At 71.5% G+C, this 16,833-nt stretch carries 12 protein-coding genes; 1 reads left to right on the forward strand and 11 read right to left on the reverse strand.

Annotation, left to right across the window (positions count from 1 at the left end):
• Positions 1 to 19 precede the first annotated feature (19 nt).
• From ADL03_RS22145 to ADL03_RS22185, 9 genes are all read right to left on the reverse strand, one after another.
• The gene (locus tag ADL03_RS22145; RefSeq protein ID WP_053735432.1) at positions 20 to 2,860 is read right to left on the reverse strand and encodes a PQQ-dependent sugar dehydrogenase; all 2,841 of its coding nucleotides are present in this window, start codon (positions 2,858 to 2,860) and stop codon (positions 20 to 22) included.
• 330 nt (positions 2,861 to 3,190) lie between these two features.
• The gene (locus ADL03_RS22150) at positions 3,191 to 4,354 is read right to left on the reverse strand and encodes an inositol-3-phosphate synthase (protein ID WP_197288547.1); all 1,164 of its coding nucleotides are present in this window, start codon (positions 4,352 to 4,354) and stop codon (positions 3,191 to 3,193) included.
• 37 nt (positions 4,355 to 4,391) lie between these two features.
• Positions 4,392 to 5,399, reverse strand: a complete 1,008-nt coding sequence (locus ADL03_RS22155; protein ID WP_053735433.1) for a sugar phosphate isomerase/epimerase — start codon at positions 5,397 to 5,399, stop codon at positions 4,392 to 4,394.
• Between the two features lie 13 nt (positions 5,400 to 5,412).
• A complete protein-coding gene (locus ADL03_RS22160; protein WP_053735434.1) occupies positions 5,413 to 6,573 on the reverse strand; it encodes a Gfo/Idh/MocA family protein in 1,161 nt (386 codons plus the stop codon).
• A gap of 13 nt (positions 6,574 to 6,586) precedes the next feature.
• The gene (locus ADL03_RS22165; protein ID WP_053735435.1) at positions 6,587 to 7,621 is read right to left on the reverse strand and encodes a substrate-binding domain-containing protein; all 1,035 of its coding nucleotides are present in this window, start codon (positions 7,619 to 7,621) and stop codon (positions 6,587 to 6,589) included.
• Positions 7,622 to 7,664: 43 nt separating this feature from the next.
• On the reverse strand, positions 7,665 to 8,699 hold the full coding sequence (locus ADL03_RS22170) for an ABC transporter permease (protein WP_082373363.1): 1,035 nt from the start codon (positions 8,697 to 8,699) through the stop codon (positions 7,665 to 7,667).
• The gene (locus ADL03_RS22175; RefSeq protein ID WP_053735436.1) at positions 8,696 to 10,213 is read right to left on the reverse strand and encodes a sugar ABC transporter ATP-binding protein; all 1,518 of its coding nucleotides are present in this window, start codon (positions 10,211 to 10,213) and stop codon (positions 8,696 to 8,698) included. Before ADL03_RS22175 ends, ADL03_RS22170 begins: the two co-directional genes overlap by 4 nt.
• A 191-nt stretch (positions 10,214 to 10,404) precedes the next feature.
• Positions 10,405 to 11,814, reverse strand: a complete 1,410-nt coding sequence (locus ADL03_RS22180; protein WP_197288548.1) for a PHB depolymerase family esterase — start codon at positions 11,812 to 11,814, stop codon at positions 10,405 to 10,407.
• 55 nt (positions 11,815 to 11,869) lie between these two features.
• On the reverse strand, positions 11,870 to 12,436 hold the full coding sequence (locus ADL03_RS22185) for a DJ-1/PfpI family protein (protein WP_053735437.1): 567 nt from the start codon (positions 12,434 to 12,436) through the stop codon (positions 11,870 to 11,872).
• Positions 12,437 to 12,902: 466 nt separating this feature from the next.
• On the opposite strand from ADL03_RS22185, the gene ADL03_RS22190 reads away from it, so the two are divergent.
• Positions 12,903 to 14,165, forward strand: a complete 1,263-nt coding sequence (locus ADL03_RS22190; RefSeq protein WP_053735438.1) for an SGNH/GDSL hydrolase family protein — start codon at positions 12,903 to 12,905, stop codon at positions 14,163 to 14,165.
• Positions 14,166 to 14,170: 5 nt separating this feature from the next.
• On the opposite strand, the gene ADL03_RS22195 is transcribed toward ADL03_RS22190, so the two are convergent.
• Entirely contained in the window at positions 14,171 to 15,712 is a 1,542-nt protein-coding gene (locus ADL03_RS22195) for a glycoside hydrolase family 43 protein (protein WP_053735439.1), read from the reverse strand.
• A 12-nt stretch (positions 15,713 to 15,724) separates the two neighbouring features.
• Positions 15,725 to 16,735 (reverse strand): endo-1,4-beta-xylanase, encoded by a 1,011-nt coding sequence (locus ADL03_RS22200; protein ID WP_082373364.1) that lies wholly within the window; start codon positions 16,733 to 16,735, stop codon positions 15,725 to 15,727.
• Positions 16,736 to 16,833 lie beyond the last annotated feature (98 nt).

The raw sequence follows: 16,833 nt of genomic DNA on the forward strand, positions 1-16,833 counted from the left end.
GAAGCAGGCGGCGGAGTCCTCACGGCAGGGTCCAGCGCTGGTTCGTGCCGCCGTGGCAGGTCCAGATGATCAGCGCGGTGCCGTCGGCCGTGCTCGCCCCGTTGGCGTCCAGGCACTTGCCCGACTTCGTGTTCACCACGGAACCGTTGGCGCCGGCGGACCAGTTCTGGCTCGTGGCGCCGTTGCAGGTCGTCAGCTGCACGGCCGTGCCGTCGGCGGTCGCGCCACCGGCGGTGTCCATGCACTTCGACAACGCCCGCAGCGTCGTGCCCTGGACGGTCCACCGCTGGTTCGTGCCGCTGTTGCAGGTGTACAGCTGGATGCGGGTGCCGTCGGCGGTGCTGCCGCCGGTCACGTCGGCGCACTTGCCGCCGGGGCCGGTGATCGGCCCGGTGCGGCCACCGCCGCCGGTGGAGGTGTCGAACGTGAACGCGTCCAGGTCGAACAGGTAGCCCGTGCCGCTGCCGGCGAAGGTCAGGTACAGCCGGCCGGTGGTCGTGGGCACCGAGCTGAGCGCGGTCGAGACCTCGGTGAAGGTCTCCCAGCCTCCGGTCACCGGCACCGTCAGCGTGGCGATCGCCGTGCCGGTCGGGGACCCCGTGCGGACCGTGATCGTGCCGCCCGCTCCGGCGGAGGACACCCGTGCGGTGAACCGGTTCGCGCCGGTGAGGTTGTAGGTGTCGAACGCGATCCAGTCGCCGTTGTGGATGTCGCCGACGGTCCGGCCGCCCTCCGCGGGGGTCTTGTCGAACAGGCCGGTGCCCGACTGGGCCGCGTAGTGCTCGGCCTGGCGGTGCCGCGGCTGCAGCACGTGCTGGGTGTGCGTGGTCGCCGCCGGGACGCCATTGGCGCCGTTGTCGGTGTACTCGGCGTCGAAGACCGCGTAGATGTTCGCCGCCGTGTCGTGCTCACCGTCGACCGGGATCGTCAGGCTGCCCGAACAGCCGTTCTGCGAGGTGATCGGGTGGCCGTGGCTGTCGTGGCCGAGGATGTAGGACAGCTTGACCCGCGAGCAGTCGATCGTGCCGTCCTCGGCGTCGGTGACCGTGATCGTGTACGGGATGGTGTCGCCGTAGCTGAACAGGCTGCCGTTGACCGGGGTGTTCAGCGTGACGACCGGTGCGGTGTTGCCGACCGTGACCACCACGCTGGTGCTGGCCGTCACCCCACCGGGGTCCGTCACCGTCAACGTCACCGTGTACTGGCCGTTGGCGGTGAAGGTGTGGCTCGGGTTGGCCGCGGTGGACGAGGTGCCGTCACCGAAGTTCCAGGAGTAGGTCAGCGCGCCGTTCTCCGGGTCGGAGGAGCCCGCGGACGAGAAGTTCACGGTCAGCGGAGCGGCACCGGACGAGCGGTCCGCACTCGCCTTCGCGACCGGCGCACGGTTGCCCGACGGCACGTACTCGATGCGGTAGAGCGCGGAGCTCGCGTCACCGCTGCCCCAGCCGGTGCCGTAGTCGAGCACGTAGAGCGCGCCGTCCGGGCCGAACGCGGCGTCCATGACCTGGGTGCCGCGCCACGGGAAGTCGCCGACCGTGCCGGGCGTGCCGTCGGAGTTGACGTCGATCGTCTTGATCCAGCGGCGGCCGAACTCGGTAGCGAACACGTGCCCGTCCAGGGAGGCCGGGAACTTGACCGTCGACGGGTTCGTCGAGTCGTAGCGGTACACCGGCGCCGCCATCGGCGACTCCGACCCGCAGCCGAACGCGGCGAACGAGCAGTTGTCGTACTTGATCCACGCCGCACGGGCGGGCGGCAGGTTCGTCAGGCCGGTGTTGTTCGGCGAGTTGTTGACCGGTGCGGCGCAGTTGAACCGGTTGCCGGACGGGCCGGACGGGAACGTGTAGTCCACATAGGTCTCGTTGGTGGTGTTCCCGCCGGTGCAGTACGGCCAGCCGTAGTTGCCCGCCGAGGTGATCCGGTTGAACTCGACCTGGCCGGCGGGACCGCGAGTGGAGGTCGTCGATCCGGCGTCCGGGCCGTAGTCACCGAGGTAGATCGTGCCGGTGGCTTTGTCCACGTTGAACCGGAACGGGTTGCGCAGGCCCATCGCGTAGATCTCCGGGCGCGTGCGGGCCGTTCCCGGCGGGAACAGGTTGCCGGCCGGGATCGAGTAGGAGCCGTCGGCGTTGACCTTGATCCGCAGCACCTTGCCGCGCAGGTCGTTGGTGTTGCCGGCGCTGCGCTGCGCGTCGTAGGCGGGGTTGCGGCCCGAGCGCTCGTCGATCGGGGTGTAGCCGCCGGAGTCGAACGGGTTGCTGTCGTCACCGGTGGACAGGTACAGGTTCCCGGCCGCGTCGAAGTCGATGTCGCCACCGACGTGGCAGCACATGCCGCGGCTGGTCGCCACGTCCAGCACCGTGACCTGGCTGGCCATGTTGACCGTGAAGTCCGAGTTGAGGGTGAAGCGGGCCAGCCGGTTCACGCCGTTCCACGCGGAGAAGTCCGACCCGCTGGCCGGTGCGTCACCGCCCGGCGTCGACAGCGGCGGCGCGTAGTACAGGTAGATGTAGCGGTTGGTGGCGAAGCCGGGGTCCGCCGCGACGCCCTGCAGCCCCTCCTCGTCGTGGGTGTAGACGGGGATGGTGGCGATCACGCTCGTGGTGCCGGCCGCCGTGGTGCGGCGCAGCGTGCCGTTGCGGGAGGTGTGCAGCACGGAGCGGTCCGGCAGCACGGTCATCGACATCGGCTCGCCCATCTCGGCGACGCCCTTGGCCAGCTCCACCTGTTGGAAGTCGGCCGGGTTGACCACGTGGGCGGCGGCCGGTGGCGCGGTGGCGACGGTGGCGGCCGTGAGGGCCACCGCACCGGCCACGGTCAGGAGTGCGGCGGAGAACGCCGCGGTGAGTCGTTTTCTCATGGCTGGTCATACCTTCGGTCTCGTTCGCACGCGGGAGCGCGCGGTCCGCTGTGGACGGTCAGGGCGTCGCGTCGGGTGGTCCGGTGAGCAGGCGCGTCCGCCACGGGTGTTCCCCGGTCTTCTGGGAGCGCTCCCAGAAAAGGGCGGGCTGAACGGCCTGGGAAAACCAGGCCGAAAGGGGCTATCTGCTGGTCGGACGACCGGACGAGGAGACGCCGGACAGCGGGACGACTCCTCTGGGGCGGGCGCGCCGCCTCGTCGTGGTGTTCACGCCTGCTCCTTTGCAGGGAAAGGGTCGCGCAGCGGAAGCGAACCGGGACGGTGGGTGGGTCAGTCGGTGGTGCGCGGGTGCGGGTCATCCAGGCCCCGCGCCCACTCGTGCAGTTCGCGGGCCTGTTCGGCGAGCCGGTGCTCGTCGCTGCCCAGCGGGTCCTTGAAGAAGAAGGCGAGTGCTCCCTGGGCGCCGGTGCGGCCGGCCGCGTGGGCGGCGGCGAGCAGGCGGGCCAGGTCGAGCACCAGCGGGGCGGCCAGGGACGAGTCCAGGCCGCTCCACGTCAGCTGCAACGACATCCGCGCGCCCAGGAACCCCTCGAACGACACGTGGTCCCACGCGGTCTTGCGCTCGCCGAGGTCGGGTACGTGGTCGATGTGCAACGGCGCCACGACGTCCTCGCCGAGCAGCGCCGCCAGCCCCCTGGCCTTGGACGCCAGCTTGCTGTCCGCGTGCGCCGGGTCCTCCAGCGTCGCGCCATCACCGCCGCCGAGCAGGTTCGTGCCGGTCCACGACAGCACGCGCAGCGCCCGTGACGTGAACATCGGTGCGAGCGCCGCCCGCAGCAACGTCTCCCCCGTTTTGCCGTCCCGTCCCGCGTACGGCACGGACCTCGCCCGTGCCAGCTCGTCCAGCGCGGGCAGCGCCACGCCGGTGGACGGGGTGAAGTCCACGAAGGCGCACCCCGCCTGGAAAGCGGCGTACGCGACGAGCGAGCTCGGCGGCAGCACGGCGTTCCCGGGCACGGCCAGCGCCTCCTCCAGCGCGGCCAGCGAGTCGTGCGGCACCCGCACCGGCGGTTCCGTCGACGCCACGTTCACCACCACGACGCGGGCCAGCCCGTGCCGTGAGCGGAAGTCGGTGATGTCGGCGGCCAGCCGCCGGGCGGCGTCGGCCTGGGTGCCGGAGAAGGCGGCCGGGTCGTGGCCCGGCCGGATCTCCGCGTCCACGGCGTCCAGCCCGCCGGCCACCCACCCCGCCACGTCGTGCGGCAGCACGCCGTCGCGCACCAGCGACTCGGCCCGCTTGACCAGCGGGGTGGTCACGACGTCGTGCCCGCCGACCACGAACGCGTCCCACGGCGGCAGGTCGGCGTCCAGCAGTTCGGACGCGCAGCCCGTGGGCGGCACGAGACCCGCCCGCAGGGCGAGCAGCCCGCTGATGGCCGTGGTCGCCACCGATCCCCTGGCACCGTTGAGCCACAAGCCGATCCGTTCGGTCACGACCGTCTCCTTTCGTCAGCGGGCCCTCGCCCGCGCGTCACCCGCCCGAGCTGAACGCGGCGTCGAACGAGGCCGACGGCGGGTCGAAAGCGTTGCGGCGCACGAACTCCAGCGCCTCGGGCGCACCGACGAGGCGGTCCATCCCGGCGTCCTCCCACTCGACGCTGATCGGACCGGTGTACCCGATGGTGTTGAGCATCCGGAACGACTGCTCCCACGGCACGTCACCGCGACCGGTCGAGACGAAGTCCCAGCCGCGCCGGGGGTCGGCCCACGGCAGGTGCGAGCCCATGCGGCCGTTGCGCCCGTTGCCGACCTGGCGCCGGGCGTCCTTGCAGTCGACGTGGTAGATCCGGTCGCGGAAGTCCCACAGGAACCCGACCGGGTCGAGGTCCTGCCAGACGAAGTGCGACGGGTCCCAGTTGAGGCCGAACGCCGGCCGGTGCCCGATCGCCTCCAGCGCCCGCACGGTCGTCCAGTAGTCGTAGGCGATCTCGGACGGGTGGACCTCGTGCGCGAACCGGACGCCGACCTCGTCGAACACGTCGAGGATCGGGTTCCAGCGGTCGGCGAAGTCCCGGTAGCCGGCGTCGATCATCGACTGCGGCGCGGGCGGGAACATCGCGACGGTCTTCCAGATCGACGAGCCGGTGAAGCCCACGACCGTGTCGACGCCGAGCCTGGCGGCGGCCCGCGCGGTCGCCTTCATCTCCTCCGCCGCGCGCTGCCGCACGCCCTCGGGGTCGCCGTCACCCCAGTTGCGCGCGGACAGGATGCCCTGGTGCCGCTCGTCGATCGGGTCGTCGCAGACGGCCTGGCCGGTGAGGTGGTTGGAGATCGTCCACACCTTCAGGTCGTACTTGGCGAGGATCGCGAGCCGGTCGGCGACGTAGTCGTCGTCCTCCGCGGCCCGCCACGGGTCGAGGTGGTCACCCCAGCAGGCGATCTCCAGGCCGTCGTAGCCCCAGCCCGCGGCCAGCCGGGCGACCTCCTCGAACGGCAGGTCGGCCCACTGGCCGGTGAACAACGTGATCGGGCGTGCCATCTCGGTCTCCTCCTCAAACCTGCTGCCACGTGCGGGACGTCGCGCTCGTCTCGACCGCCGCGAGGACGCGCTGCACCTGCAGCCCGTCGGCGAACGACGGCGCGGGGTCGGTTCCGGCGGCCACCGCCTGCACGAAGTCCACGGCCTGGTGGGTGAACGCGTGCTCGTAGCCCAGGACGTGCCCGGCCGGCCACCAGGCCGACACGTACGGGTGCCCCGGCTCGGTGACCACGATCCGGCGGAACCCCGCGACCGCGGCGTCCTCGGTGCCGTCGAAGAACTGCAGGACGTTCATGTCCTCGAAGTCGAACGCCAGGCTGCCCGCCGAGCCGTTGACCTCGATGCGCAGCGCGTTCTTGCGGCCGTTGGCGAACCGCGTGGCCTCGAACGAGCCGAGCGCGCCGCCGGTGAAGCGGGCCAGGAACAGCGCGGCGTCGTCCACGGTGACCGGCCCCGTCTCACCGGACACCGCGGTGCCGGACAGCCCGGAGTGCGCGGCCGCGACGGGCCGCTGCGGCACGAACGTCTCCATCGTGCCCGACACCTCGCTGATGGTGTCGCCGAGGATGAACTGGGCGGCGTCCACGATGTGCGCGCCGATGTCGCCGAGCGCGCCGGAACCGGCCTTCTCCTTGTCCAGCCGCCACGACAGCGGCGCGGCCGGGTCCACGATCCAGTCCTGCAGGTACACCGCGCGCACGTGGTGCACCCGGCCCAGCCGGCCCTGCGCGACCAGGTCGCGGGCCAGGCTCAGCGCCGGCACCCGCCGGTAGCTGAAGCCGACCATCGCCCGCACCCCGCGCAGCGCGGCGCGGTCGGCCGCCTCCGCCATGGCCACGGCCTCGTCGACGGTGTTGGCCAGCGGCTTCTCGCACAGCACGTGCTTTCCGGCGTCCAGTGCCGCGACCGCGATCTCGGCGTGCGTGTCACCCGGCGTGCAGATGTCCACCACGTGCACGTCGTCGCGGTCCAGCACGGACTTCCAGTCGGTCACGGCCTCCGCCCAGCCCAGGCGCGCGGCCGCGGCCCCCGTGCGGTCGGGGTCGCGGCCGCACAGCACGGCCATCACCGGTCGGACCGGCAGGTCGAAGAAACGGGGAGCGACCCGCCACGCCTGGGAGTGCGCTGCTCCCATGAACTCGTGGCCGACCATTGCGATGCCCAGCGTCGTCACAGTGCGATCCCTCTCAGGACTCGAAGGCGGTCGGCAGGTAGCGGTCGACGTTGTCCTTCGTGACGACCGGGGCGTACAGCTCGACCTGGCGGGGAACCTCCACCTCGACCAGGTCGCCGAGGCTCTTGCCCTGCACCGCGAGGCGGGCCAGCCGGATGCCGTCGGCGCCCTGGGTGGACGGGTAGACCACGGTCGCCTTGTGCGGGCCGTTGTCCGCCTTGATCTCCCGCATCACGTTGGCCGAGCCCGCGCCGCCGACCATGAAGAACTCGCTGCGGCCGGAGTTCTTGACGGCGGCGGCCACGCCCACGCCCTGGTCGTCGTCGTGGTTCCAGATGGCGTCGATCTTGCGCGCGGCCTGCAGCAGGTTCGCGGCGGCCTTCTCGCCGCTCTCCACGGTGAACTCGGCCGCGACGCGGTTGCCGACCTTCAGCCCGCAGCTCGCGAGCGCCTCCGAGAAGCCCTTGCTGCGCTCCTGGGTCAGCGGCAGCGAGTCGATGCCGGCGATCTCCGCGACCACGGCGTCGGTCTTGCCCTTCAACCGCTCGCAGACGTACATGCCGGCGGACACGCCCATGCCGTGGTTGTCGCCCAGCACGGTGGACCGCGCGGCGAACGGGCTGTCGAACTGGCGGTCGACGTTGATCACGGTGATGCCGGCCTTCATGGCCTTGAGCGCGACCGGGGTGAGCGCGGCGCCGTCGAACGGCAGCAGGACGATCGCGTCCACCTTGTCGTTGATGAACGTCTCGACCTGGCTGATCTGCAGGTTGACGTCGTTGGTGCCCTCGACGACCTTCAGCTCCACGTCGGAGTACTTGCCGGCCTCCTTCTTCGCGGCCTCGGTGATCGCGGCCATCCAGCCGTGGTCGGCGGCCGGCGCGGAGAAGCCGATGACCACCTTCTTGCCCGGCTCGTCGTTGGCGACCTTCACCCCGCCCTGGTTGCCGCCGCCCTGCGTGCTCTGGGGCGTGTTGCCCGTGCACGCGGTGAGCGCGACACCGAGTGTCAGCACGGCGACGAGGCGGGTTGTTCTCTTGTGTGGCATGGGTTTCTCGGCTCCTCGGGTGGCAGCGGGTCGGGGTGCGGCGTCAGGCGCCGCTGCGCCGGGCGAGCCGCTGCTGCAGGAGGACGGCGACCACGATGATCGCGCCCTTCGCGACGGCCTGGGCGGAGATGGAGAGGTTGTTGAGGGTGAACACGTTCGACAGCGTCGTGAAGATCAGGACGCCGAAGACGGTGCCCGCGATCGTGCCGCGGCCGCCGGACAGCAGCGTGCCGCCGATCACGACCGCGGCGATCGCGTCGAGCTCGTACAGGCCGCCGTGGGTGGCGCTGCCGGTGGTGGTGCGGGCGATGAGCATCACGGCGGCCAGCCCGCAGCACAGGCCGAGCAGCGAGTAGAGCAGCACGGTGTGGCGCCGCACGTCGATGCCCGCCAGCCGGGCCGCCTCCGGGTTGCCGCCCACGGCGAACGTCCGCCGCCCGAACGTGGTGCGGTTGAGCAGCACCCACCCGGCCACGGCGACCACCGCGAAGATCACCACGAGCACCGGTACCCCCAGCACCGATGCGTCGAAGAACGCGGCGAAGCCGGGCACGTTCACGATCTGCGTCTTGCGGTTGGAGATGATCTCGGCCAGACCGCGGGCAGCGGCCAGGCTCGCCAGCGTCGCGATGAACGCCACGACCCGGCCATAGGCGATCAGCACGCCGTTGACCAGTCCGCACGCCCCGCCCACCAGGAGCGCGGTGAACACGATGACGATCCAGTGCGAGTCGTTGGCGATCCCCTGCGTGGCGAGGGTCGTGGCCCACACCGAGGACAGCGCGACGATCGCGCCCACGGACAGGTCGATCCCGCCGCCGGTGATCACGAACGTCATGCCGACGCTCACCACGCCGATCACCGCGGCGAGCCGCAGGATCGTGAGCAGGTTGTCGACGTCGGCGAACCGGTCGCCCGCGGTGACCACCCCGCCCAGGCACAGCAGGACCAGTGCGACCACGAGACCGGTGTTGCGCCCGGCGGCGGACCCGAGCAGCGCCGAGACGCCGGTGCGGGACTCCTTCACGACCGGAGGTCTGCCCTGCGCGGTCACAGCGGCGGCGGTGTTCTCGCTCACGCGGCATGTCCTTCCATGACCAGGTCGAGGACCCGGGACTCGTCGATCTCGTCGGCCGGTCCCTCGTGGACCACCCGGCCCTCGCGCACCACCAGGACCCGGTCGGCCAGCCCCAGGACCTCCTCGACATCGCTGGAGACGACCACCACGGCCACGCCGCCGGCCGCCAGCTCGCGGATCAGCTCGTAGATCTCGCTGCGGGCGCCCACGTCCACGCCGCGCGTGGGTTCGTCGAGCAGCAGCACGCGGCACTCCCGCAGCAACCACCGCGCGAGCACGACCTTCTGCTGGTTGCCGCCCGACAGGCCGCGCACCACGCGGTCGACGCCGGCCGGCCGGACGTCGAGCGCCTCGGTGAGCCGGGCCGCACGGGTGCGTTCCGCCCGGTCGTCCAGGAAGCCGAAGCGGGCGAACGACGACATGGACGAGACGGTGATGTTGCGGTACACGGCCTGGTCCAGCAGCAGGCCCTGGCTCTTGCGCTCCTCCGGGCACAGGCCCATCCCCGCGCGCACGGCCGCACCGACACTACCCCGCCGCAGCTTCTTGCCGTCGACCTCGACGGTGCCCTCGGTCGGTTTGCGCGCGCCGTAGACGGCCTCCAGGATCTCCGACCGGCCGGAGCCGACGAGACCCGCGAGCCCGACCACCTCACCGGCGCGGACCGTGAGGTCCACCCCGCTGAACCGGTCGCCGCCGGCCAGTCCGCGCACGACGAGCACCTCCGGTGCGTCCTGGGCGACCGGTGGCCGTTGCGGGAACACGTTGTCGAGCACCCGGCCGGTCATCAGGCCGATCAGCTCCGACGTCCTGACCTCGCGCGCGGGCAGGCCCGTCGCGACGGTGCGGCCGTCCTTGAGGACGGTCACCCGGTCGCCGATCTCCCTGATCTCGGCCATCCGGTGCGAGATGTAGACCACGGCCACGCCCTGGGCGGTCAGCTCCCTGATGACGCCGAACAGGACCCGCACCTCGTCCGGGTCCAGCACGGCCGACGGCTCGTCCATGATCAGCAGCCGGCCGTCCAGCGACAGCGCCCGCGCCATGCTGACGACCTGCTGGTGGGCCACCGACAACCGGCCGACGTCCCGGTCGGGCGGGATCTCCGGATGGCCCAGCCGCTGCAGCAGCGCGCGCGTCCTGCGGTGCGCCTCCGCCCGCCGGGTGAAGCCCATTCTGGACAGTTCGTGGCCGAGGAACACGTTGTCGGCCACGGACAGGCCCGCGACGAGGTCCAGCTCCTGGTAGATGGCGGCCACCCCGCTGCGCATGGCGGCGGTCGGGTCCCCGAACGACACGACCTCGCCACGCCAGCGGATCTCGCCCTCGTCCGGCCGGTGCGCACCGGACAGGACCTTGATCAGCGTCGACTTGCCCGCACCGTTCTGGCCGAGCAGGCAGTGCACCTCACCCGCGCGGACGTCGAAGTCGACGCCCTGCAGCGCGGTCACACCGGGGAAGCGCTTCACGAGACCGCTGACCGACAGCAGTGCCGCCGCTGTCGCGACCGTCATCCGGTCACTCCCGTCCACAGCCGAACGAGCGCGCGACCGCACGAGCTCACCATCGATTCCTCCGAGCCCCGGCAACTGCTTGTGCCAGCAGGAAGTCCGGTCATTCCGAACAGTCAAGCTAATGAGCCGTTCTTCCTGCGACAAGGAGACCGGGGTGGCACATATCGGCCAATTTTTCCCTTGACCAGCGGTCACCGGGAGGCGGCGGCACCTCCGCTCGGAGCGGACCACCGCTGGTTGGGCTGACCGGCGCAGGTCCAGATGATCACCGCGGTGCCGTTCGCGGTCGCGGCGCCGTTCACGTCGAGGCAGAGTCCTGATTGGACGCTCGTGATCGTGCCGTTGGTGTTGGCGTTCCACTTCTGGGTGCCGGAACCGGTGCAGGAGGCGATGACCGCCGCCGTGCCGGCACCGCCGCCGCCGCCGAGCGTGTCCAGGCACCGCCGCGCGTCACCGGTGTAGACCGACAGCTCGCCCGCCGTGGTGCGGGTCCACTGCTGGTTCGTCCCGCCGTGACAGTCCCAGATCTGCAACCGGGTGCCCGGCGTGGTCGCCTGGCCCGGTACGTCCAGGCAGCGGCCGGACGCCACGGCGCGCACCGGTCCGGTGCTCCCGCCGGTGCCACCGCCGCTGTCGAGGCCGAGGAAGGCGATGGCGTAGGCGAGCATGCCGGCCTGCGGCAGCGTGTGGCCGGTGCCCGCGATGCTGATGCCCTCGACCGTCGCCTTGGTGCTCGTGTCACCGTAACGGGTGCGGGTCCAGTTCGACTGCGGCCGGTCGGTGGCCGCCGGGGTCTGGCTCAGGCCGTGGAGGTTGGTCCACTGCTTGATCTCCTCGCCGAAGTTGCGGTAGGCGAGGGTGGTGTCCTGGTCACCGTGCCACAGCTGCATCCGCGGGTACGGGCCCGCGTAGCCGGGGTACATGGCGCGGGCCTGGTCACCCCACTGCTGCGGGGTCTTGCTGATGGAGCCGCCGGAGCACTGACCGTTCCACAGCGAGCCGTCGGTCGTGGCGAAGCAGCCGGCCGGAACGCCCGAGAACGCCGAGGCGGCGGAGAAGACGTCGGGGTACTGCGCGGCCAGCACGGTGGTCATCATCGCGCCGGAGGAGAAGCCGCTGACGACGATGCGGGCCGCGTCGACGGGGTAGCGCTGCCGGACCCAGGCGACCATCGACATGATGCCGGTGGAGTCGCTGCCGCCGTTCCTGGTGAGCGCGGCCCTGGTGGACACGTCGAAGCAGTGCCCGGAGCGGGTGGCCTCCGGCACGACCACGAGGTAGCCGTACCGGTCGGCCGCGGTCGCGAAGTCGCGCCCGTTGCCGTTGAAGATCCCTCCGGCCGACCCGCCGCAGTAGTGGACGAGCACGAGCAGCGCCGGTCGGGGCGCGACGCGGTCGGGCACGTAGACGTACATGTCCAGGTTGGTGGGGTTGGCGCCGAAGCCGGTGACCCTGGTCAGGGTCGCGGCCGATGCCGGTGCCGCCGCCGACGCGAGCACGCCAGCGGCGAGCAAGAACGACAGCACGGCCGCCGACAGCGCGCGCAGCAGCCGCCGCACCACCGGCTTCCCCGTCCCGTGCGAGGTGATGTCGTGGTTCAACGCGGACTCCTGTTCAGCCGGTGGTGGTGTCGGGCAGAAATTCCACTGTGGACCGTCAGTGCGCCTGGCCGCCCGACTTCGCCAGCACCCGCAGGAACGCGCGCGACCACTGCGGCAGGTCCGGCCAGCCGCGGCAGGACACCATCGCACCGTCCACGACGTCCGGCGCGTCGGCGAAGGTGCCGCCGGCCTGCTCCACGTCCGCCCGCAGCGGCGGGTAGGCGGCGGTCGTGCGGCCGCGCAACAACCCCAGCGCCGCCGGGACCTGCGGGCCGTGGCAGACGGTGCCGACCGGGAGGTCGTGGGCGAAGAAGTGCTCGACGATCCGCGCCACGTCCGGGTCCGTGCGGATGTACTCCGGCGCCCGGCCGCCCGGGATCACCACCGCGTCGTACTCCTCCGGGCGGACGTCCGCGAACGCCAGGTCGACCGGCAACCGGCGGCCGGGCTTCTCCGTGTAGGCGTCGCACCCCGGCTCGAAGTCGTGCACCACCAGCTGCACCGGCCGGGTCGTCGGCGCGGCCACGACCACCTCGTGGTCGTCCTCCCGCAGCCGGAACAACGGGTACATCGAGTCGAGCTCCTCCGCGGCGTCACCCACCAGCATCAGCACTCGCGCCATGCTCACTCCCCAATCACCGTTGATTTCGGGCACAGCAGGTCCCGCGAAGAAGGTGTCGCCACCGGAGAAAATGTCCACAATGGACCATAGAATGCGGGCCTGACCATGGGTAAGACAGTTCAACGGTAGGACCGCCGCACGTGCCGGTCAATAGGTAGGACATGTCACCGGGGACGAGCCGGGAGTGGGCCGGTCGGCGTGCGGACAAGGCCGTTCAGCCCAATCCTCCCGCTGTCACCGAGATGTGGCGGACAGGATTTGTATGACTCATCCTCCGCCGGTGTCACCACGACGAGAGTGCTCCCGCCCCGCTCGAAACGTCGTCGGAGCGCAGTCTTCCCCGCGCCTGCGGCTCACGCGAACTCGCAGGCGTTTGAGTGGATTTCCCTTGTCTCACCGCATTGACGACGTCGTCGCGTCCCTCCTAGGTTCGTCTCGAATGCCTTCTTCCCGAAGGGCAGGAACGATGCGCAGACGGTCATTCCTCGGCGCGGCGGCCACCACGGTCATCGCCGGGACCACCACGGCGGCACACGCGAGCACGCCACCGAGACCACGCGAACGCTGGGTCGGCACCTGGACGTCGATGCCGCAGCTGACCGAGCCGCACAACATGCCACCGGCGCCGTTCACCCAGGACGGCCTGGTGCTCGCCGACGCGACGCTGCGCCAGACCGTCCGGGTGACGATCGGCGGCCGGCGGATGCGGCTGCGGTTCTCCAACGCCTTCGGCGGTGCGACCCTGCCGATCACGGCGGTCACCGTCGCGCTCCCGGCCGGCGGTCGTGCGGGCGTCAGCGCCGTCGAGCCGGGGACGACGCGCGGGGTGACGTTCAACGGACAGTCCTCAGTGGACACCTCGCCCGGTGCGCTGGTGCTGTCCGACCCGCTGGACTTCCCGCTCAAGGCGGGCACGAACCTGACCGTGACCACGTACCTCGCGACCGGGCAGGCGTCCAACGACGTCACCTCGCACCCCGGTTCCCGCACGACGTCACACCTCCTGGCCGGCAACCACGTCGACGCGGCCGACCTGCCGGGGGCCACGCCGACCGACCACTGGTACTTCCTCAGCGGCGTCGAGGTGCTCGGCGGCGGACCGGCCGTCGTGGTGATCGGCGACTCGCTGACCGACGGCCGCGGCTCCACCACCAACGGCAACGACCGCTGGCCGGACCGGCTCTCCGACCGGCTGCGGGCCGACCGGCGCACGGCCGGTGTCGCGGTGCTGAACCAGGCGGCGGGCGGCAACCGGGTGCTCGAGAACGGGCTCGGCCCGAGCGTGCTGGCGCGGCTGGACCGCGACCTGCTGGCGCAGAGCCGGGTCGAGTGGCTGATCCTGTTCGAGGGCGTCAACGACATCGGCACGGCGGCCGCCGACCAGGCGGCCCAGCAGCGGATCGCCGACCGCCTGATCGCCGGCTACCAGCAGGTCCTCGACCGGGCGCAGGCGCACGACGTCCTGGTGTACGGCGCGACGCTGCTGCCGTTCGGCGCGAGCTTCTACGACGACCCTGGTGGGTTCCGCGAGACGGCGCGGCAGGCGGTGAACCGGTGGATCCGCACCTCCCGCCGCTTCGACGCGGTGCTCGACTTCGACGCCGCGGTGCGCGACCCGGCCACGCCCCGGCAGCTCCTGCCCGCCTTCGACGTGGGGGACCACCTGCATCTGAACCCGACCGGCTACCGGGCGTTGGCGGAGGCGGTCCCCACGCGTCTGTTCGGCTGACCGGCTCACTCCAGGCCGCGGTAGGTGAAGCTGTCGAAGTCGGCCCAGGAACCGCTGGGCCGGCCTTCGGCACTGGCGTACAGTCCGATGTGGACGCCGGTGAACCCGCCCGCGACCGGCGTGCTCAGCACCCGGCCGTCGAACGGCTCGCCCAGCAGCTGCCAGTCACCGGTGCCGGAAGCGACCAGCGCCTGCACGTCCTGGCCGACCGCCTCGACGCACAACCGCACCGCCCCCTCCCCCACCGCCGCCCGCGCGAGCAGCTCGTCCTGGCCCGCCACGCGCCGCACCAGGGTCACCTCCCGGTCCGCGCCCAGCAGCAGCCGGACGTGGTACGCGTCGTTCTGCAGCAGCACCAGACCCGCGACCTCGGTCGGTCCGGCCGGCTCGAACTCCAGCACGCACGACGCGTGGAAGCTCGGGTGCTGCTGCGGCCGCACGACCATGCTGGGCGTGACCGGCTCGGTGACCGACTCCGGCCGCACGCGCAACCGCAGGTGGCCGGGCCGGTCCGCCAGCGACCAGAACTCCTCCTCCGGGGTGCGCAGGAACATCCACGCCGGGTCGAGCCGCGGCCCGTCGAAGTCGTCGGTCTGCGGGGGTACCGGCCAGGGGTGCGGCGACAGGTCGGGCACGTCGTAGCGGGGTTCGACGCGGCCGGTGCCCGGACTGAACACCGGGCCACCCGCCTCCCACACCACCGGCACGAGGAACGTCTCGCGCCCGAGGTTGTAGTAGTAGCCGCCGTACGGCCTGGTCGCGAGCAGCACGGCGTACCACTGGCCGTTCTGCGTGCACACCAGGTCCGCGTGCCCGACCGCCGCGATCGGGTGGTCGCGGCCGAGGTGGCGGTGGGTCAGCACGGGGTTGAGCAGCGAACCCCGGTACGGGCCGGTGACGGTGTCCGCCGTCGCCACCACCACCGAGTGCTCGAAGTCCGTGCCGCCCTCCGCGGTCAGCAGCACGTACCGCCCGTCCACTTTGTACAGGTGCGGTGCTTCCGGCCAGACCGCGTCACGCAGCGCACCGCGCCAGATGACGTGCTCGTCGCCGATGAGCTCCAGCCGCGCCGGGTCGAACTCGCGCAGCCAGACCTCGGTCTCGCCGGGAGGGCGCACCAGCCGTGTCGCGGTCCACCACGCGCGGCCGTCGTCGTCGAAGAACAGCGACGGGTCGAACCCGTCGGCCTCCGGCAGCCACCGCGGCTCCGACCAGTCACCGGCCGGATCCGTTGCGGTCACGACGAAGTTGCCGGACTCCCCGGTGCCGTCGACCAGTGTGCAGACGACGTAGAACACGCCGTCGTGGTGGCGGATCGTGGGCGCGTACAGACCGCCGGAGGCGCGCACGCCCTGCAACGGCAGCTGCGAGGGCCGGTCCAGCACGTGCCCGATCAGCCGCCAGTGGACCAGGTCCCTGCTGTGGTGGATCGGCAGGCCGGGGAAGTACTCGAAGGTGGAGGTGACGAGGTAGTGGTCCGGTCCCACCCGGCACACCGACGGATCGGGGTGTGAGCCGGGCAGGACCGGATTCGAGAACTGTGCCAAGTGAGGACTCCGCTAGGGGTTGATGCGGTGGTATGCGGGCTTCGGCCGCAGGTTCTCGTCGAACAGGCACGCGTCGTCCTCGCCGGGGAACACACCGGGCACCCACGAGTGCCGGTCGGTGAAGCCCCACGTCGTGAACTCCACGCACCGCCGGACGGCGTGGCAGGCGTCCCAGGCCTGCTGGTAGTAGTCGGCCTGCGCCTCCAGCTTCGCCGCGTCGGTCGGCTGCGGGATGCGCACGTCGGCCTCGGTGATCGCGACGTCGACACCGAGCTTCGCGAACCGCTCGATGTTCTCCCGCATGCTCGTCGGGAAGCCGTACTGCAGCGCCAGGTGCGTCTGGATGCCGACGCCCTGGATGGGCACGCCCTGCTTCTTCAACGTGCGCACCAGCTCGTACACCGCGGTGCTCTTGGCGTTGACGCCCTCGATGTTGTAGTCGTTGATGTACAGCTTGGCCCTGGGGTCGGCGGCGTGGGCCAGCCGGAACGCCTCGGCGATGTAGCCGTCGCCGAGCTTCTGCTGGAACACCGTCTCCCGGCGCGTGCCGTCCTCGTTGAACGCCTCGTTGACGACGTCCCAGGCGCGGATCTTGCCCTTGAACCGGCTCACCGCAGTCTTGATCCGCTGCTTCACCGTGCTGCGCAGCTCCGCCGGTTCGAGGTCGTCCACCCAGTCGGGCAGCTGGCTGTGCCACACCAGCGTGTGCCCGCGCACGGACTTGCCGGTCCGCTTGGCGTAGCTCACGATCGCGTCGGCACCGGACCAGTCGTACTGGCCGCGGGTCGCCTCGACGACGCCCCACTTCATCTCGTTCTCCGGCGTGACGCTGTCGAACTCCCTCGTCAGCACCGCCCGGTAGTCCGGCTCGTCCGCCAGCGGCCCCGCGGCCACCGCACTGCCGACCCACCTGTGCGTGACGCTCTTCAACGGGCCCGCCGCCGACGCGGGTGCCGCCTGGGCCGCCACCACCACGGCCGCCGCCGCCGTGATCGCGAGAACCCTGGGTAAGCGCAACATCATCGTCGCTCTCCTTGGTGTGGTTGCAACCTGGTGCTCGCCGCCGGTCCGGCCCCGCCCGGCGCACCGGAGGATCGTGGTGCGAGCGGGCAGGGCCGGGT

Source organism: Nocardia sp. NRRL S-836, from assembly GCF_001279525.1.
Classification (GTDB): domain Bacteria; phylum Actinomycetota; class Actinomycetes; order Mycobacteriales; family Pseudonocardiaceae; genus Lentzea.

Excerpts from the sequence above, each read along its gene's own strand:
- ADL03_RS22185 (WP_053735437.1), bottom strand. The coding sequence starts at position 12,436 with ATGGCGCGAGTGCTGATGCTGGTGGGTGACGCCGCGGAGGAGCTCGAC.
- ADL03_RS22190 (WP_053735438.1), top strand. The coding sequence starts at position 12,903 with ATGCGCAGACGGTCATTCCTCGGCGCGGCGGCCACCACGGTCATCGCC.
- ADL03_RS22200 (WP_082373364.1), bottom strand. The coding sequence starts at position 16,735 with ATGATGTTGCGCTTACCCAGGGTTCTCGCGATCACGGCGGCGGCGGCC.
- ADL03_RS22165 (WP_053735435.1), bottom strand. The coding sequence starts at position 7,621 with ATGCCACACAAGAGAACAACCCGCCTCGTCGCCGTGCTGACACTCGGT.
- ADL03_RS22175 (WP_053735436.1), bottom strand. The coding sequence starts at position 10,213 with ATGACGGTCGCGACAGCGGCGGCACTGCTGTCGGTCAGCGGTCTCGTG.
- ADL03_RS22145 (WP_053735432.1), bottom strand. The coding sequence starts at position 2,860 with ATGAGAAAACGACTCACCGCGGCGTTCTCCGCCGCACTCCTGACCGTG.
- ADL03_RS22155 (WP_053735433.1), bottom strand. The coding sequence starts at position 5,399 with ATGGCACGCCCGATCACGTTGTTCACCGGCCAGTGGGCCGACCTGCCG.